This window comes from Luteibacter sahnii (assembly GCF_034063545.1).
GTDB classification, from domain to species: domain Bacteria; phylum Pseudomonadota; class Gammaproteobacteria; order Xanthomonadales; family Rhodanobacteraceae; genus Luteibacter; species Luteibacter sahnii.
In genome coordinates this window covers 142,689-162,366 of record NZ_JAQLOK010000004.1, presented here as the reverse complement: position 1 = coordinate 162,366, position 19,678 = coordinate 142,689, and the positions used below count along the sequence as shown (strand labels likewise).

Annotated in this window: 10 protein-coding genes; 7 read left to right on the top strand and 3 right to left on the bottom strand. The window is 67.1% G+C overall.

The genetic code is table 11. The features are described from left to right. The first annotated feature begins 6 nt into the window (after positions 1-6). The 3 genes from PI246_RS13475 to PI246_RS13465 all read left to right on the top strand — a co-directional run bounded on the left by PI246_RS13475 (position 7) and on the right by PI246_RS13465 (position 4,247). A complete protein-coding gene (locus tag PI246_RS13475) occupies positions 7-1,071 on the top strand; it encodes an NAD-dependent epimerase (protein WP_320551823.1) in 1,065 nt (354 codons plus the stop codon). Continuing rightward, positions 1,040-2,719 (top strand): GMC family oxidoreductase, encoded by a 1,680-nt coding sequence (locus tag PI246_RS13470; protein WP_320551822.1) that lies wholly within the window; start codon positions 1,040-1,042, stop codon positions 2,717-2,719. The genes PI246_RS13475 and PI246_RS13470 overlap by 32 nt, the downstream gene beginning before the upstream one ends. Positions 2,720-2,846: 127 nt before the next feature. Then, positions 2,847-4,247 carry a TIGR03013 family XrtA/PEP-CTERM system glycosyltransferase gene (locus tag PI246_RS13465; protein WP_320551821.1) on the top strand — a complete coding sequence of 467 codons (1,401 nt, stop codon included), beginning with the start codon at positions 2,847-2,849 and terminating at the stop codon, positions 4,245-4,247. 1 nt (position 4,248) lies between these two features. On the opposite strand, the gene PI246_RS13460 is transcribed toward PI246_RS13465, so the two are convergent. Further along, positions 4,249-4,890, bottom strand: a complete 642-nt coding sequence (locus PI246_RS13460; protein ID WP_320551820.1) for a J domain-containing protein — start codon at positions 4,888-4,890, stop codon at positions 4,249-4,251. A gap of 85 nt (positions 4,891-4,975) precedes the next feature. Here PI246_RS13460 and PI246_RS13455 point away from each other — a divergent pair, with 85 nt between their 5' ends. Continuing rightward, the gene (locus tag PI246_RS13455; RefSeq protein ID WP_320551819.1) at positions 4,976-5,659 is read left to right on the top strand and encodes a hypothetical protein; all 684 of its coding nucleotides are present in this window, start codon (positions 4,976-4,978) and stop codon (positions 5,657-5,659) included. A gap of 395 nt (positions 5,660-6,054) precedes the next feature. Here PI246_RS13455 and PI246_RS13450 read toward each other — a convergent pair whose 3' ends face one another. Both PI246_RS13450 and PI246_RS13445 read right to left on the bottom strand, forming a co-directional pair. After that, entirely contained in the window at positions 6,055-8,511 is a 2,457-nt protein-coding gene (locus PI246_RS13450; protein WP_320551818.1) for an autotransporter family protein, read from the bottom strand. A gap of 129 nt (positions 8,512-8,640) precedes the next feature. Further along, a complete protein-coding gene (locus PI246_RS13445; protein ID WP_320551817.1) occupies positions 8,641-11,109 on the bottom strand; it encodes an autotransporter outer membrane beta-barrel domain-containing protein in 2,469 nt (822 codons plus the stop codon). A 95-nt stretch (positions 11,110-11,204) separates the two neighbouring features. On the opposite strand from PI246_RS13445, the gene PI246_RS13440 reads away from it, so the two are divergent. From PI246_RS13440 to PI246_RS13430, 3 genes are all read left to right on the top strand, one after another. Further along, positions 11,205-13,502: a hypothetical protein gene (locus PI246_RS13440; RefSeq protein WP_320551816.1), complete on the top strand. Its 2,298-nt coding sequence runs from the start codon at positions 11,205-11,207 to the stop codon at positions 13,500-13,502. 90 nt (positions 13,503-13,592) lie between these two features. Next, positions 13,593-15,521, top strand: coding sequence for a hypothetical protein (locus tag PI246_RS13435; protein ID WP_320551815.1), 1,929 nt, complete (start codon positions 13,593-13,595; stop codon positions 15,519-15,521). Positions 15,522-15,555: 34 nt separating this feature from the next. Continuing rightward, positions 15,556-19,458 carry a hypothetical protein gene (locus tag PI246_RS13430; RefSeq protein ID WP_320551814.1) on the top strand — a complete coding sequence of 1,301 codons (3,903 nt, stop codon included), beginning with the start codon at positions 15,556-15,558 and terminating at the stop codon, positions 19,456-19,458. Positions 19,459-19,678 lie beyond the last annotated feature (220 nt).

Sequence of the window (19,678 nt, the reverse complement as noted above, 5' to 3'; positions counted from 1 at the left end):
GCCGCCATGAAGGTGCTCGTCACGGGGACGGCGGGTTTCATCGGATCGCACGTCGCCCAGCGCCTGCTGGCACGAGGCGACGAGGTGATCGGCCTGGACAACCTCTCCGACTATTACGACGTGGGTCTCAAGCGGGACCGGCTCGAACGCTTCCGCCACCATCGCGGCTACGTGCACGTGCACGCCGACGTCGCCGATCGGGCGGCGGTCGAGCAGGTATTCGCCACGCATCGCCCCGAACGGGTGGTGCACCTCGCCGCGCAGGCGGGCGTCCGCTACGCGGCAACGAACCCGCACGTCTACGTGTCGACCAACGTCACCGGGTTTCTCCACGTACTCGAAGGGTGTCGGCACCACGGCGTCGGGCACCTCGTGTTCGCATCGACCAGTTCGGTGTACGGCGCGGACACGCTGATGCCGTTCAGCGAACGCCAACCCACCGAACATCCGCTCACCCTGTATGCCGCCTCGAAGAAAGCTAACGAGCAGATGGCGCACAGCTACGCGCACCTCTACGGCCTGCCCTGCACCGGACTGCGTTTCTTCACCGTCTACGGTCCCTGGGGCCGACCCGACATGGCGCTGTTTCTTTTCACGCGCGCCATCCTGGCGGGCGATCGCCTGCCGGTGTTCAACCACGGGCAACACCGACGCAGCTTCACCTACGTGGACGACATCGTCGAAGGCGTGCTTCGCACCCTCGACCGCGTGCCTGGCGCGAATCCCGCGTGGCGTGGCGACGCCCCCGATCCCGGCTCCAGCGGCGTCGCTCCCTTCCGCCTCTACAACATCGGCAACGAGCGGCCGGTGGCGTTGCTGCGTTATATCGAGGTGCTCGCGCGCTGCCTGGGCCGCCAGGCGCGGCTCGAACTGATGCCGCTGCAGGCCGGCGACGTGCCCGATACCGAGGCCTGCATCGACGCGCTTCGCAACGACACCGGCTATGCCCCGAAGGTCGACGTGGAGGAAGGCGTCCGCCGCTTCGTCGACTGGTACCTCGGGTATTACGACGTCGCCCTGACGTCGCCTTCCGATCCTCATGGAGAACGCCGTGCTGTTGGATTACCTTGACCCGTCGGTACCCAACGATTACGACGCGGATCTGTGCATCGTGGGCGGTGGCCCCGCCGGCATCGCCATCGCCCGCGCGTTCGCGGGCACTCGCGTCCGCGTCTGCCTGGTCGAGGGTGGCGGACTGACTGGCGAAGACCGCACGCAGGCGCTCTACGACGGCCGATCCATCGGGCCCTACCCGCTCGACGCCGGCACGGCCCGCATGCGGGTGCTGGGCGGGAGCTGCACGTTGTGGGGCGGCGGCTGCATTCCCTTCGCCGACAGTGACCTCGAACCCCGCGAGTGGGTGCCCGATAGCGGCTGGCCGCTGCGTTACGCGGATCTCGCGCCGTGGTACGCGAAAGCGCAGGCATTCTGCCGGATCGACGCGTCGCATGGCTTCGGTCCCGGTGCATTCGACGGCCCTACCGCGCGCCCCCTGCTCGACCTCGCGCCCGAGGCGATGACGAACTTCATCTTCGCGCGCAGCCCGATCACCTTCGGCGACGCTTACCGCGAAGACCTGCACGAACAACCCCATCTCACCGCCTTGCTTCACGCCAACGCGATGGAACTGGACGCCAATACCGATGCCAGCGCCGTGACAGGCCTGCGCATCGGATCGGTCGACGGCCGCCGCGGCCACGTACGCGCCCGGCACTACGTGCTTGCCGCCGGCGGCATCGAAAACGCGCGGATACTGCTGTTGTCAGACACCGTGGCTCCCGGGGGGCTGGGCAACGACCGCGATCTGGTGGGCCGGTATTTCATGGATCACCCCAGCGGCACGATCGGTAGCGTGTACGCCGCGCAGCCGGACCGCCTGACCCGTCCTTACGAGCGAAGCGTGGGCAAGCGACGCACGCCCGTGGCCGCCGAGATCGGCCTGTCGACCGACGCCCAGCGCACCCATCGGATCCTCAACGGGCGCGTGCACCCGTTCGCCGTGGAAGGCGACGTGCCGCGCGGCCTGAGGGCCCTGCGCGACGTGCGCGCCGCGCTGCGCCCCCCGGTGCGCGACGAAAGCGCGCTGCTTGAGGCCCGTCTTTGCGCCGCGCTTCAGAACGGTCCCTCCGGCGCCGCCGCCATGCCGCAAGGGCTCGTCGTCAGTGCTCTCCGGCTAGGCCTCAACCTCGGCGACGTGATCCGCGCGGTGAGCCAGAAAATCAACGACCGTCCCACGGTGCGTAGCGGGCATGTCGACCTGGTCGGTTTCTTCGAACAAGCGCCGAATCGCGACAGCCGGATCACGCTCGGCGACGACCGCGACGCGCTCGGCCTGCGCAAGGTGCAGGTCGACTGGCGCCTGACGGACCTCGACCGCCACAGCTGGCAGACGCTCACCACGATCACCGGCGACCGCCTCGCCGCGACCTGCGATGGTCGGTTCGAGCGCGCGGCATGGCTTTCCGACGGCGACGTGACGGCTGGCATCCACGGCACGGCGCACCATATGGGGACGACGCGCATGGCAACGTCTCCCACGCAGGGCGTGGTCGACGTGCACGGCAAGGTGCACGGCGTGGATAACCTGCACGTGGCCGGCAGTTCGGTGTTTCCCACGGGCGGCTGGGCATTTCCGACGTTTACCCTGGTAGCGCTCAGCCTGCGTCTGGCCGAGCACTTGCGCATGCTGCTGGGCGTCTGCGAAGGCGGCGTGGTCTGAACTGTCGGCGACGCCTGGCACACCGGGTTTACACCCGAATGGCCTAGCCTCACGGCACCCCCAACGACACATCGACGCCGCGAGCGGATGCCCCTAACGTCGTCGCGTCACGCTAGGGGATACCACGATGATTCGCGTCTTCAGGCAACCGATCCTGCGGTGGATCACCCTGCTCGCCACGTGCGAGTTCATGCTGCTGGCCGTGTCGCTGCAACTGGCGACACTCATACGCTTCGCCCCCTCGCCCGAAGACCAGACCGCCTCGCACGGCATGCTCGCCGCGCGCGCCGTGATGTTCGCCGTCGCGATCTTCCTCGGCATGGCCGCGCTCGGCGAATACCGCGCCACGCTGCGCATGAGCTGGCGCGGGCAGCTGGCCCGCCATGCGATCGCATTCGCGCTCGGTGGTCTCGCGCTCGTGGTCGGTTACTACGTCCTGCCGATGGCGTACGTGGGGCGCGGCGTGCTGGGCATGGCGCTGCTCATGGGATTCGCCGCCACTGCCGCATTCCGCGGCCTGTTCATGCGCCTGGTCGAGCTGGATGCGCTCAAGCGTCGCGTGGTGGTGCTCGGCGCCGGGCAACGCGCCGCGCAGATCCATACCCGCATGCGTCGCCGCTCCGACCGCCGGGGTTTTTGCCTGGTCGGTTACGTGCCGGGACACAACGAAACACCGAGCGTACCCGACGACGTGCTCATGCCACGCGGCATGACGCTCGCCGACATGGCCCGGCGCGAGCGGCTCGATGAGATCGTGGTCGGCGTGGACGACCGCCGCGGCGGCCTGCCCATGGACGACCTGTTGGCATGCCGTCAGCTCGGCGTGCAGATCACCGACCTGACGACCTTTGTCGAACGTGAAGCGGGACGCGTGCAGTTGACCCTGCTCGATCCGTCGTGGCTGGTGTTTTCCGGGGGTTTCAACGCGTCTCCGCTCGCGCTGTTCGTCAAGCGCGCCTTCGACATCGCCGCGTCGGTGGCCATCGCCCTGCTCTGCTGGCCGATCATGCTGGGCGTCGCGCTGGCGATCCGCCTGGAGTCGGGGGCCGGACAACCCATCCTTTACCGGCAGGAGCGCGTGGGTGAAAACGGACGCACGTTCTGGCTGTACAAGTTTCGCAGCATGCGCACCGACGCGGAGCGCGACGGTATCGCGCGCTGGGCATCGCGCAGCGACGACCGCATCACCCGGGTGGGGCGCCTGTGCCGCACGTTGCGCTTTGACGAGCTGCCGCAGCTGTGGAACGTGCTGCGTGGCGACATGAGCATCGTGGGGCCGCGTCCCGAGCGGCCGCAGTTCGTGTCCGACCTGGAAACCAAGATCCGCTTCTATGGCCTTCGCCACAGCATCAAGCCGGGGCTGGCGGGATGGGCGCAGTTGAGCTACCCGTATGGCGCTTCCGAGGAGGATGCCGCCGAAAAACTCAAGTACGACCTGTTCTACGTGAAGAACCACAACCTCTTCCTCGACCTGGTGATCCTGATCGAGACGGTGGAAGTGGTGCTGTTCGGCCGTGGTGCGCGCTGATTCAGCGCGGCGCGTGTTCGCTGGCGACGTGCAGCGGTTGCCAGGGCGAGCTGTACCAGTCCTCGACGCGGTCGCCGTCGAAGCGGATCCACGACGTGCCGTATTCCCAGTGCTGGCCGCCCCGCTTCGTGGGCTCACCCTCGATCGCCCACACCTGGTCGGAGGTCATGCCGCGTCGCAGGTCAGGCACGACCTCCCGCGCGGCACCCGCGCCGGATCCCCGTGCATCGGCCGGCGCCGAGGACTCGGTCACGTGCACGGGCAGCGTCGTCATGAGAACCGTGCCCGCCGCCGCGCATCCGGTGGTGAGGGCCGTCAGCCACCCGCGCCATCGGATACGCGGCACGCGTACGCTATCGACGCGGGGCCGCGTTCGGCGTGCGTCGGGGATGGATGGCGGCACGACACGACCTGCCCCGGGCAAACGCCCGTGGCGTCGCTGGAAGGCGATCGCGGCGTCGTATTGCGCCGTGACCCGTTGCAGGCGCGACGTGGCCAGTCGCTGCGCGTTGGGACTGCGGCGTCGATCCGGATGCCACTGGCTGACGTAGCGGCGATAGGCCAATCGGAAATCATCGAGCGAACACTGCGGGTCGACCCGCAACGTGCCGTACAACGCGATGAAGTCGGTTTCGTCGGTCACGCGAATGCCCCTGGCCTGTCCGCACGTATCGCTGCAGCGTGAAGCACGCCTTCACCATTGGCAATTAGACCGTTTGGAGAATCCCATGCTCTTCCACCTCATGGCGATTGCGATGAGCGGGCAGACGCCTCCCGCCCTCGGCGCCCATGTGTTCGTCGCGCAAGCCGAGGGGCTGGGCGTCAGTCCGGCCGTCACGCCGGCGCTGGAGACGCGCCCGCGAGGCAGTGTGTTCCTCGCCTTCACCGCGGGATATGCCAGCAACGACGCGGTGCCCACGGACAATTACCGAAACGCCTGGACTCCCCTGGGACACGCGGTGACCTATGAGGGATATCCGGCGTTCGACGCCAAGGCGTATGTGGTGGTGAATGCGCGTGGCGGGCCGGATTACCGCGTCAGTGTCGTGAAACCCGGCCGACCCGCCGGCGAGTTGTCGCTGCCTTTCGTGGAAGTGACGCATGCGACGCAGGCACCGCACGTGGTGCAAACCTACGCCGCCGTGTCGGCCACGATGCGCAGCGGCGACATCACCGTCGACGGCCCTGCCACGCTGCTGGCTTTCTGGTGGGGCGACGGCGGCGTCAAGCGAATGAGCGTCACGCCGGACGACGGCTTCCGGACCATCGATGCCTTCACGCGCCTGCCGGACGAGAGCGGCGTGCAGGGCGTGGTCGCGTGGCGGCACGTGGAGGCCGCCGGCACCTATCACGTGTCATGGAGCGTTTCGCCTGCGCAAGGCGCGTCGTTGTGGATTGTCGCCGTTCGCTGAAAGGATTAGGGATTGCGGACCGGTTTGTCCGGTTTCGGACACGCCGGGCCAGCACGGAGCGGGATGCGCGATGACCCACACCGCGAAACGCGCTAGGCGCGGTCCGAAAGCGGACACCCGCACCTACAACCACAGCCCTATTTTGCCAATCAAACCAATACGATAACGTAGAACCTCGATACCACCTCCGGTCTTGCCGGCGAGCGAGGGAGGCTCACGGAAGAACACGGGAGGGGAGCCCTGGGAGCCGTTGGCCGGTGTGCCGCGGAGCGCTCAAGGATCACAGGAGTGACCGACACGGCCGGGTGGTATCGACACGAGGCAAGAAAGGCCGGTTTGGCGCCGGCGTCCCTCCGAGGGGGCGCCGGCGCCGGGGGCACGATCGCCCCGTTTGCTCAAAAGGTCACGCGCACGCCCATGTGCCCGCGCCAACCGCGCATGCCATAGCCGCCGACGAACCGCTCGTAGGTCCCCTCACCATACAGCTGCACGTTGGGCGAAAGCTGGCGGGTGATGCCGCCCGAGAGTTCGGCTGCGCTGCCGACGCGCCCCGAGCCGAACCGGTCGGACACACCCCACGCGTCGCTACCGATGCGCACCGACGGATCGCCGCGATCGCTGCGGCTGAGGTCCACCCTCGCGTACGGGCTCCAGGGCGAATCGGTCGTCCGGCTGACGCGGACGCCGATGCGCGTGCGCACCTGGCGGGCCAGCCCGAGGTCGACCGCCAGTCCATCACCATCGGCGAACCGGTTCACGCGCATCGTCTGGTACATCACCTGGGCGCGCGGTTCGATCAACCATCCCGCGCCGGCGGCAAACGGTCGACCGACTTCGACGGACCATGTCGATCCGCTGGCGTGCAGACGGGCGACGTCCGAACCGCGCAGGTCGGTGGCGACATCGCCCCGATACCGGTGGCCGGCGACCACGGCGTCCACCCACCATCCGGCGCCCGATTGCCAGGTCACCCACGCCGCGCCGCCCATGGCCCGGTACCGCGCCGTGCTACGTCCGTCCACCGCCTGCGGCGATACCCGGGTCGTCCCGCGATCGAGCGCCCACCCTGCGCGGAGAGTGCCGTCATCACCATCGAACGAGACGAGTCCGCCACCCCATTGCAGGGCATGGGATTGCTGGTCGAACGCGTAGCCGTAGCGTGCAAACGAATGGTTGGCCCGATAGCGGGACTGGCTCCCCAGATAGCGTACGAACACCTCGCCCGCCAACGGGGCGCCGCGAAGACCATCGCGCAGTTCACCGAGACGTTCCCGCAGCCCCTCGTGCATACCGGCGGCATAGGTCAACAACGCGGCGGGCGCCGACAGATACGAAGGAAGCTGCGGCACGACCGCCGGGCGCGTAGGCGGCGGCTCGACGCCAGGCCCACACGTCTCGCCCTCGCACGGCCCCGGCGGAAGGATCGCCTCGCCCTCCTCCCCGTCGCCCGGCGGCGGTGGTGGCGGTGGCGGCGTGACGCCACAGTCGTTTTCGGTGCATCCCACCGTGCCCAGGCGATAATCCCAAAGCAGCGCACCCGTCGGCAGCACGTTCTGCGACGGATCAGCCTGGCCCGGTCCGAAAGCGTGCAGCGCATATTGGTAGCCACCCACGGCGACGTATCCACCCGGCAAAACGAACGCATCGGGGCGAGCGTCGCCACCGACCTGGATCAACGAGATCCCCTCATCCGCGTCGAGCCGGCCATTGCGGTTCGTGTCGGTATCGATGGCGACGCCCATGGGCACGACGCTGACCCGTGTGGTGCCGGCGCGGGTCACGTTGCCTTCGACCAGGAGGCGGTCGGTGGCCTGCGTGGCGATCGCACCCACCGCGTCCAGACGGGTGTGGAAGGCGATGTCGCCACCCGACCCCGTGAGATCGCCGCGCACGGCCAAGGCGCGATACCGCGCATCCTGGGGGGGCGCGAACGTGATGGCGCCGCCCTCCAGCGCCAACCGGCTGACCGACGACGTGCGGGTCGGCGTCCAGGTCGAACCCGACGAGATCGTGGCCGTGACATCACCGGACACGCCACCGGCGAGGGTGGCGCCCTGGCTCAGGGAAACTGTGGCCCGTGCACCTTGCGCGGCGGAGATGTCGCCGACGATGCGGCTGCGATCGGCGGTCACCACGACGTCGGTACGCTGACGCAGGTCGAACGCGACACCGTTACCACCCTGCACGATAGCGCCGTTCGTCAGCGCGATGACGGCGTCGGTGACCGAGGTTCCCTTACCTGCGTCGACCAGGATACCGCTACCCGTCGAACCGGTGACGGCCGATGCGTCGATCGACACCCGCCGGTAGGTGGGCGTCAGCGCTTCGCCGCGATCGTCGCGACGGATCGACAGGCCGGCGAGGTGTCCCGTGACGGTCGTGCCGCCGGCAAGGCTGACCTTCGCACTGTGTATCGCCATGCCGTATCCCTGGATACCGGAGATCGAACTGCCGGTCGCAACGAGATCTACGCCGGCGGACAGGCTTGCGCCGTGCGTGCCGCCGCTGACCGCGCTGCCGTCGGTCAGACGCACGATGGAGGGAAGGCCTGAACCGGGTTCGCCCGAGGCGTTCGAGACGACGATACCCACGCCGTCGGCATGGACGATGGCGCCTGCCGAGGTGAGGCGCGAGTTATTGGAGAGCATCACACTACCGCTGGCGGCGCCAGGCAGGACGGTCAGCGACGAGCGCTTCAGACGCCATGCGTCCGGGACGTCGCCCGGCGACACGGTGGCCGAGCTATCCACCAGTTCGCCGGCGGATGCGGGCGAACCGGCGATCGACGACGCGATGACACACAACGACAGGGAAAGGGGGCGCCTCCGTGAGCGCCGGAAGAGGCTTTGCATGAAACATCCATGATGACGAGCGAACCGTATCGCCCGATGGGGATCGTCGGGCGGTATCCTTGCGTCCCGTGCCGTCCGGCACGGGGGTGCTATGCGCGGTGATCGATGCCCACGCCGTGGGCCGGAGAATCAGAAGGTGACGCGCAGACCCACGTTGCCGGCCCAGCCACGCATGCCGTAGCTGCCCACGAAGCGCTGGTAGTTGCCTTCGCCGTACAGCTGTACGTTCCGCGTGAGCTGGCTCACCGCACCTGCCGCCACCCGCGCCGACCGGCCGATGCGCCCCGTGCCGAAACGATCGGACACGCCCCAGGCCTCGCTGCCGACCTCCGCCGTCGGATCGCCATGGCCTGCCTGAGTCAGGTCCATCCGGGCATAGGGCATGAAGCGTGGGTTGGCGATGCGGCTCAACGACGCGCCAATACGCGCACTCGTCTGCCGTGCCACGCCCAGGTCGACCGTGAGGCCGTCGGCATCGGTGAAGGGATCGAAGCGTACGGTCTGGTACGTCAACTGCACGCTCGGCTCGAGCGTCCACGCGTCGCCGAGGGCGAAGGGCTTGCCGATCTCCGCCGACATCAGGGTGCCGCTCGCGCGCAGCCGCGCCATGTCGGCGCCGCGCAGGTCCGTGCCCACGTCACCGCGGTAGCGTTGCGCCGACACCACGGCATCCACCCACCAACCGCTCGCTGCCTGCCAGGTCAGCCAGCCCGTGACGCCGTTGACGTCATAGCGCGTCGCACTGCGGCCGTCCACGGCCTGCGGCGACACGCGCGTGGTGCCGTGGTCGACGGCCCAGCCCGCCCGCAGGCTGCCGGTGTCGGCATCCAGCGCGACAAGGCCTCCGCCCACCTGCCATGCGTTGACCTGCTGGTCGAAGTCGAAACCGTAATCCTGGAACGATCGATTGGACTCGTAGCGCAGCTGCCCGCCGAGATAGCGCGCGAACATCTCGCCGGCGATGCCTTCGCCGTCGGCGTCCGCCCGGCGGATATCGCCCAGCCTCTGGCGAATGCCATCGTTGAGCATGTCGCCGTAGCTGAGCAACGCGGCCGGTGCCGAAAGGTACGATGGCAACTGCGGCACCACTTCGGCGCGCTCACCCGGCGGCTCGGGTTTCACCGGATCCGTCGGGCCACCGGGATCCGTTGGACCACCCGGATCGGTCGGACCGCCCGGGTCCGTGGGACCACCGGGGTCGGTCGGGCCGCCCGGGTCCGTGGGACCGCCGGGATCGGTCGGGCCACCGGGATCGGTCGGTCCGCATCCCTGGGCCGTGCATTCGGAGCGACCGAGGCGGTAGTCCCACGAGAGTGAGCCTTGTGCGAGCGCGTTCTGCGCCGGATCGGTCTGCCCCGGTCCAAACGCCTTGAGGCCGTAGCGAAAGCCCCCGATCGCGACATAGTCGCCCGCCAGCGCGAAGGCATCGGCGCGCGACTGGCCCCCGACCTGGATCAGCGAGATGCCCTCATTCGCGTCGATGCGGTCGTTGCCGTTGGCATCCGTCGGCGCGCCCCTGCCCGTGGGCACCACGCTGACCACCGTGGTGCCGGTCGTGGTCACGTCGCCCTCGATCAGCAAACGATCCGTCGCCTGCGCGGCGAGCGGGCCCACCCCGTCGATATCGGTATGCACGGTAAGCCGCCCCCCGGTGCCGGCGAAGTCGCCGGCCACCGTGAGCGACCGATAGGACGCGTTGCCCGACGGCTGGAACGTCAGGTTGCCGTCCTGGAGGTCGAGGCGGCCCACGGTGGACGATTCGCTGATTTGCCACTCGGCCTGCGACGCCACGGTCGCCGCCACATTGCCCTGCATACCGCCCAGCAAGGTCGAGCCGTTGCGCAGTGCCAGCGTGACGACGGATCCGTTCGCCACGCCGACACGGCCGACCACACGGCTGGCATCGACGTCGATCGCCGCGTTGACGTTCGCGCGTATGTCGAACGCGATGCCGTTGTTGCCGGTGACAACCGCCCCGTTCGTCAGGGTGATGGACGCGGTGGTCGTCGTGTTAGCGTTGCGCGCATCGATGAGCACGCCGCTGCCATTCACCCCGCGAACGGTGGATCCGTCGACCGCGACGCGAAGGTAGGATGGCAACAACGTCTCGCCGCGGTCATCGCGGCGGAGCCAGATGCCGGCGAGATCGCCGGTCACCGTCGAGCCATCGGTCAACCGAACGTCGGCGCTCGTCATCGCGATGCCGTAGCCAGCTTGCCCGGATATCTCGCTTCCGCTGGCGACCAGGAGCGCGCCACCAGCCAGCTTGACACCGTCCGTACTGCCCACGACGGTGCTGCCCTGCGCCAGGTTGACCTGAGATACCTGGCCGTTACCGGTTTCCGATGCGGCGTTGGATACGGAAAGGCCCACGCCGCCTGTATTGGTGATGCTCCCCGATGATGCAAGCCGTGAACCGTTGGTGAGGCTGACACCCAACGCGGAGGCGCCGGACTCGATGGTCAGCGACGAGCGTTGACGGACGGTCCAGCTCTCCGGTGTGTCACCGGCGCGAACGGTCGCGCCGCTGCCGCCGACCAGGTCGCCGGCAAAGGCGTCCGTCGCCGCGCAGGACAGCGCCGCGCAGATGGAAAGCATAAGCGTTCGGTGATGGACGTGACGGGGACGCGTCAGCATGTCGGATTCCTCGGTGGGTGGTGATCACGCGCCGCAACGCATCTGACCTCGCCTGATTGTCATCAGCCGAGGCCTACATGGCTATTGGGCGTTGTCCTAAAGAACGCCTCGCGGCGTTCGCGGCCTCTACGGAATCCGGCGTAGAAACCCTCTCCTTCACTCTAGCTTGCGCCAGGGCCGTGAAGCCAGCGTCAAGGCCAGGCCCCTACACCGTTTTGCGTATGGAGCGACGCTTTCGTTCAACCTACTCTGGCATGGCGCAGAAGGAGATCCGCGCGTCGTCCACGTTCGCAATGGAGTGCCCCATGACCGATAGAACCACGCTACCGCCGTTCAAGACCATCCTTCGTCCCCACCGCCGCGCCAGCCATCGCGTATCCGACGCGACGACCGGCGCCGGACAGATCGCTGAATTCGCCAACCCCCTGACGTTTGCGGCCGAGGATCTCGGGTTCCGCCCCGACCCCTTGCCGGTGGACAACCTGCTGAAGGTTGACGTCAAGGACGACGACCTCCTGGTCACCGTGCCGCTGGATCCGGACGAGATGGACACCGGCGACTTGATCTACCTGCAAGTGGACGGCGTCGATCACGAATCGGATGGCGTCGCCGCCGACCTTGACGTGGGCACCGCCGAGGTTCCGTTGAAAGCCGCATGGCGGCAAGGCGATGGCGAACACACCATTCGGTACGTGTGCTACTTCCAGGCCAATCAGAATACGGAAAAAGGCCCGCTACAGCGTTTCATCGTCGACACCAAGGCACCTGGCAGCGCGACGATGGCCGGCCCCCGGTTCACCGTGGATGATGGATTTCTCAAGCCGGAACATCTCGAAGCGGATGGCTCGCTCAAGGGCATGATCAGCGGCTATGAGGGACTCGCCGCGGGTGATCGTATCCAACTGACCATCGATGGCGAGGACGTCGGAGCGCTTCAGGTCGTCGAGGGCCTTCCGGGCGACGATATGCAGATCGAGGTGACCTATCCCGCCGATGACATCGCCGATATGAACGACGGGGAACGTGCGTTCGGCTATCGCGTCATCGACCGTGCCGGCAACGAATCCCTACCGTCGAATGCCACCGTCCTCGTGTCGCTCCTGGAAGGATACCTGGGCTCCGACCTCGCAGCACCGATCGTTCCCAGTTTCGACGACGACGGCATCATCAATGACGCCGATGCGCGGGCCCCCCTGGGTGTTGAGGTCGTCATCCCGGGCAACGTGCGCTACGACACCCTGCCCGGCCTTAAGTTGCGCATCAGCTGGGGCGGCACGTTTAGCCAGTTGGCGAGCGTGCCCATGACCGCCGACGATTTTTCGGCTTACCTCGGTTACGCCGCGGTCGCCGCCCTATGGTTGTACATGGCGGGGGCCGATACCGACACCCCCGTCACAACGGAGGTAAGGTACGACATCGTGATCGAACGCTCGGGAATGGATCCGCTGGTCGTCGGTCGGTCGCTTGCCACGACGGTCATCGTCAACCTGCACACCGCGGGCGGCGTGGACCCGGACCCCGGTACCCCCGAGCACGATCAGCTGGCGGGCCCGACGCTGACGTCGGCCAGCGGCGCCACGAACGCCATTCCCCTGGAGGACTACGCATCGGACGCGACGCTCTCCGCGGCGGCGATGACCGACGAATCCACGCCGAAGCCGATTTTCAGGCCGGGCGACGTCGTCACCTTCTTTCACGGCACGACCGCGCTTCCGGAATACGTTATCCCGGACGACTACGCCGACGAAGATATCGAAGTGGTGCTGGGTGCGGACGTTATCGACGATCAGGGCGTTGGCGACATCGTGGACTACTACACCGTCGCCCGTACGATCACCGGCGGCGACGCAGGCGAGTCCACTAACGTATCCACGTCACGGAAGACGCCCGTGCGGGTCTACGGCCCGGCGGAGCTGCCTGGTGGCGGCACGCCCCCGCCGGAGCCCGTCTGGACCAACCAGAACGACCGCAACACCATCGGTCCGGCCGACGAAAAGAATGGCGTGATCTTCGAGGTGCCGGTCTACAAGAACAAGAAAACGACCGATCACATCTTCCTCCGTATCCCGGTCTACGGCGTTCGCGAACACGGTAGCGATGAGGACGACCAGCAGAACGAGGTCAAGGATCGGTTCATGCTACGCGCCATACCCACGCTGGGCGAGAACGAACCGTCGTCGGTCACGATCACGAGCGGCTTCATCTACATCGGCCAGGATCCCAAGCGAACCCACGCCCACGTCACCTACAAGGTCATCCGCGACGAAGACTATGTGGAAGGCGGCGACCAGGAAACCATGAAGGGGACGGTATCCGAAGCTATCATCGTAAAGATCGACTCTCGCGGCGACTAGCGTCACGCGACGATGTGCCACCGTCGCGCCTCACCACCGTACGCGGCGCCCACGCGTCGCGTACGGCTCGATCTGGACAAGGAACGTCCCATGCCCCCCCAGTCGCCCATACGGATTCTCGAACCCAGGTTGCGTTTCCCCGAGGATGCGCTGGCCCGGCCCGCAGAGGGGCAGCCGCCCGACCAGTTGCTGAAGGCGTCGGTCCAAGACCAGGACATCGTGCTGACACTGACGTACCCGCTGCCCGATCCGCAGGAAGACGACGTGTCGGATGTCATCCAGCTCGTCGTCGACGGAAACGCGATCGGCGAGCCGCTCGAACTGCGCGCGTATGGGCCCGGCGATACGATACCGCTGCGCCTCCCGGCCAGCGAGCGTCCGACCACGACGACGCAGGATCGTCGCACGACCGGTATCAACTACAAGGTCACCTATCTTTCCGGCGGTGCCGGCGTGGAACGCGGTCCGGACGACCAGTCGTTCGTCACCGACATCGTTCGCCCCGGCGACGCGAGCATCGCGTCGCCGGTCTTTTCCGACGACGTGCTGCAACACGGTGTCCTGCTTGGCAGCCTTCGACAGGACGAAGCCGGCGCGCTTTATCTACCCGCGCAGATCAAGGGATATACCCACCAGGCGATCGGCGATCGCATCACCGGTATAATCGACGGCGGGCTTCGCTCCGCACCGGTCGAACTGACCTCGGACGATATCGGGCGCGACATCACGCTGCGGTTCTATCGCGATGTGCTCGCCGTCGTCGACGATGGCCGGTCGCACGCATTCACCTACGATGTCGAAGATCGCGCGGGCAATGTGTCGGTACGCCCCGACGCCATCGACCTGATCGTCAGCATCGCCCCCCGATTCCGTGCCGCCCTCGTCCCCGGTGCCGCGGACGGGCTCGTGACCAGCGAGGACATCGCTCCCGAGGGGGGCGTCAGGGTACTTATCCCAGGCAACGACGTCTTTCGCGGTGGCGATACCCTGCGTGTGACCTGGAACACCCACGCCTACGGGCCGTTTACGATCGACGCCGCGAACGCTGGCAACGACCCCGTGCTGGCATTCGTGGTGCCGTACCGCGATGTCTATGGCGACTGGCACGCCTCGGCCCAGGACAGCGACGTCGATGTCGAGGCCGACGTCGACTACGAGGTGTTTCGCGGCGGCCTTCCCTTCGGCCAGCCGGCGTCCCCCGCCGTCGCGCCGGTCAATCTCTTCGGCCCGGGCGGTGAAGACCCGGCGCCGGAGCGTCCCTGGCACGGCAACCTGCGGCCACCGGTCGTGCGGGCGCGCGAGGGCGATCCGCCGAACACGATTCCCGCCGATGCCATAGGCAAGGACGCCGTCGCGACCCTTCCCGGCGTCACGGCCGCGGACCCGGCCTCGGCATCGTTCCGTGCCGGCGACCGGTTGCAGCTCTACTGGGACGATCAACCCGTGGACGCCGACGTCGTCGTGGTCGACGAAGGGGTGGACGTCTTGCGCATCGTGCCCGGCGATGTCGTCCGCCCGGGAACATGGCGCGTTCATTACCTGGCCCGGCGACGCATCGCCGCCGGCTTCGATAACGTCGCCCGCTCGCCGTCGTGCGACGTCATCGTCATGGACCCGTCAGAACTGCCCGGCGCGGGGGAGCCGCTTCAGGCGGCCGTGTGGATGGAAGGAACGGACGTACCTCCGCAGATCGATTACACCGAAGCGCAAAGCGGCGGTGGTACGCCGGTGAGGATTCTTCGCTACGCCAACATGAAAGTAGGCGACCACGTATCCGCGACCTTCCGCGGCTACCGCACCACGGTTCCGAATAAGGACCCGATTGACGAATCATTGACCACCTTTCGCATCGACGTCACCGACGACGACGAACGCAACGGCTATGTCGAACTCGTGGTCCCCACCGACACGCTCATGCTCATCGATTACGGGAGCGCGACGTTCGACTACTGCGTGACCAATACGGCAGGCAGGGCCCAGGCCAGACAGGCCTGGGTTTACGTGTCGACCCGACACTGACCCAGGCGACCCATCCGCTTTGAGGACATCCATCATGGACGATCGTTACCACACCCCCACGCCTCGCACCCCGCTTCCCGCGGTGATCGTTCCTGCCGCACTCGACGGCGGATTAGGCTACGACGATCTCTACCACGATCCCGCCGGCGGCGTGATCGCCCAGGTCGGGCCGTGGGATGGTTTCGAAAACGGCGATACGGTCCAGCTCTTTCTGAGCGGCGACGATCGCCCCGTGGCCCAGGCGAACGCGGGCGAAGACGACAAGTACAAGGTCGTCACGATGACGATAAACGCCTACGCGATCATCGGCAAAGGCAGCGGTACCTACTCGCTGTTCGCGCGCGTCACCGGCGCTCTGGGCGTGCCGGTGGAGTCCACGCCCATCGACCTGCGGGTCAAGCTCGAGAAACCCGGTGGCCTGGATACCGATCCGGAGACGCCCTTCCGCAACGAGAATCTCGATCCGCCAGCCGTCGCACCGTTGATCGTCGAACCGGGCGATGGCGCCAAGGTCACGATCGCGCCCTACGAGAACATGGCTGCGGGCGACGTCATCACCGTACGCTGGGGGCGGGAGCGTAACGAGCTCGTCGTCGGACCGCTCGACGACGACGCCATCGGCAAGGACATCGTCGTCGACGTATCGCCCGAGGTCGTCGCCGACGGCGGCATCGGTGTCGACATCAACGTGAACTACCAGATCTACGATGCCGTTTCCACGTGGTCGCAGTGGTCGCCCGCCGGCACCGTGGAGGTCAGCGACCCCGACGCACCGGACGCGCCATGGGTCGAGGAGGCCGAGGTGGTCGACGATCGTGTCGTGCTCGACCTCGACACGCTGGGGGAAGCGGATGCCACGGCCAATCTCTTTGGCCTCAAAAGCGGCGACCTCGTGGTGTTGCACCTGGTCGGAACGCGCGCGACCGGGGAGGAGGTCCGCTATGCCAGCGCATCCACACCCGTCGCAAAGCCCGTGATCGACCTCCCGCTACCGAATGCCGTGTTGAGGCAGATGGTGCAAAGCAGTGGCCAGGTCTGGTATGCGCGCACCCGGGGGCAGCAAACCCTGCGATCCAATAGCCTGACCCTTCACTTCTCGGGCCGTGCCGTGACGTTGCCAGCGCCACGCGTCGTCGAGGCCGTCGGGGCCACGATCGACCCGGCGTGGGTCGCCAGCGGTGCGCACGTGGAAGTCGTCGACAACGCCTTGATCGTCAACGGCGCGAAAGTCACCTACACCATGACCGGCACGAATGCCGCCGGCGCGATCGTGTTCGACGAAGACGACCGTGTCGTGAGCGAAGGCACGCCCCGCCCGCTGACCTTTGTCACGCCCGCCGAAAAGGTGCGCGCGTTGGCGGGACGCGCCGCCACGTTCGGCTATGCGGTGGAGATCTATGACGACGTCGCCGGACGGCACCTCCGGCAGGCCGGGCAGCCCTCCCGCCTGTTACGCACCCGCCTGACCTCGCCGACGCGTACGTACACCGTTCTGGGTGACGTGAGCCCGACGCTCCGGGCACCCGAACTTCCCCAGGCGCGTGGCACCACCATCGATCCCGACGACGTCGATGGCGCCCTGGGCGTGGAAGTGACGATTCCCGAACCCTCCCTTGCCGCCGGCGATCGTATCCTCCTGACATGGCGAGGCAGCGTGTCGGGGGTGTTCAACGACGAGGTCACGCTACGCGAACCGTCCGCGCGGTTCTTCGTGGGCAAAGCCGCGCACCTGGTACCCAATCTCACGGGTACGGTCACCCTCAGCTATACGCGAATCCGCAACGGTGCCGTCGAACGCTCCGCGGAAGCGGTGTACACGGTGGGCACCGGCGTCGGCAGGCTACCCGCCCCGACTGTACCCGAAGCCAGCGGCGGTGCATTGAGCCCGGCAGCAGCGAAAGACGGCATCACGGTGCGCGTGCCGGCCTCTGTCGAATTCACGCAGGGTGACCTGGTGACCGCCCAGTTCGGCAGTTACACGTCCACCACCCAGCCGGGCGGTCCGTCCCTTGCGTTTGCGATACCCGCCCCCGAGATCGCGCCTTACCTCGGCCAATCGGTCGTCGTGACCTACACCGTGTTTCGTGCGGGCACGCCGCACGCGTCCGATCCGTTGACTCTGACGATCGGTGAATTCGCCGATGCCGATCCATCACTGCCCCGGCCCCGCTTTACCCAGGCCAACGGCACCGAACTGGATCTTGGCGCATTCGTCGGCGAACCCGTCGCCACCGTGGCGCCGTGGCCGCTGATCGCCGCCGGTCAGGCGGCATGGATCGACGTGCGTATCGACGGCGGCGACGTCGTGCGACTGCGCGATGGCACACGAGTGACGTCTACCGAGGCGATCAGCGGTCTCAGCGACAGCACGGCAATCCGTGCAAGGCTGGAGTCCCTGCCCGACGGCACCGCGCTCACGCTGGCGTGCCGGGTGGCGTTCAGGCCCCAGGGCGGCGAAAGCGACGCGGTGACGTTTCCGGAACAGGTCTACCGGCTACGGCTGCCCATCGTAGATCCGCTCACCCTGTCGGGCACCTCGCCCATGACCGTCGGCGAGACGCAGACGTACGTCGCCGCCGGGGGAACGCCGCCGTACGCGTTCTCGTCCACCCAGTCGTTCGTTGCGAGCATCGACAGCGCGACGGGGTTCTGCGAGGCATTCTCGGCGGGAACCACCTTCATCAAGGTGACCGACGCCCGAGGCGTCGGCGCGCAGGCGTCGCTTGTCGTCGACGCCGTAGCCGCGCCGCTCGATCTGGACGGGCCCAGCGTCCTGCAAAAAGGCGCGAGCGGACAGTTCCAGGCCAGCGGAGGTACGGGCGCTTACGTGTACGCGTCCAGTGTGACATCCGTGGCGATCATCCACCGCACGAGTGGATTGTGCTCCACGCTTGCGGCCGGTACCACGGAGATCTCGGTCACCGACGGCGCAGGCAAGCAGGCCACGAAGACCCTTACCGTGCAGGCCGCCACGCAGCCCCTCACCCTCAGTGGCCCAGATACGCTGAAAGTCGCCGAGAGCGGACAGTTCACGGCAAGCGGGGGCATGGGCGACTACGCATACGCATCCAGCACGACATCCGTCGCCACCATCGCCCCATCGACGGGAGCGTGCAGCGCCCTCCGGGCCGGCACCACCGTGATCTCCGTCACCGACGGTGCAGGCAACAAGGCCACGAAGACCCTTACCGTGCAGGCCGCCGCACCGCCCCTTACCCTCAGCGGTCCCACGACACTGAAAGTCACCGAGAGCGGACAGTTCACGGCAAGCGGTGGCTCGGGCGACTACGCATACGCATCCGGCACGACATCCGTCGCCACCATCGACCGATCAACGGGAGCGTGCCGCGCCCTCCGGGCCGGCACCACCGTGATCTCCGCCACCGACGGCGCAGGCAAGCAGGCGACGAAGACCCTGACCGTGACATCGACACCGCCCGCCTGGGATACGACCTTCGATTTCGACAGCTCACCCATCACCGACATCAGTTCGAAGACCAGCGGCGCACAGCTGCGTTTCGATGGCACCTTCCACTGGTTCTTCGACCGCCATCACTTGCCGTCGCAGGAGCAGTTCATCGGTGTCAAAAGCGTATCGAACGCCGTGGCGGACATGTATTCGGGTCGCGTCCTGCGTATCGGTAACGATCGGTCCAGCACCCTGGTGGAGAAGCGGGTGCTGTGTGAACTGTTCAAAAGCTGGTCACGCATCCGCTTCGCGGTAAGCAGCATCGACGACCCGATCACGCTCGACTTCTACGCCGACCTGGGTAGCAACTTCAGCGATTCGTGGAGTGCGTTGAAGCACGTATCGCTGCAAGCCTCGCCATCGGCGCAGGAGGTGCTCGTCGACGCGCCGTCCGGGAAGCAGATCAAATGGATACGCGTCATCTGCAAAGACACCATCCACCTGGATTTCTTCAAGATGAAGTCGTGATACCGCGCGATGGAACCGACGAAGGCCGCGTCCGGTGTACCGGCACCGTCCACCGGGACTCGTTCGCGGTCGCCGCATGAGGCGACCGCACGGCTAGCCCGCCTGTCGTATAGGCCTGCGTGCCTCCCATGGCTATAAATGATGTGTGAACCAAGGGGCCATCCGGCCCCTTGTCGCATCAGGGGAACCACGTGATGGTCGGTACGAGGAGAGGATGGAC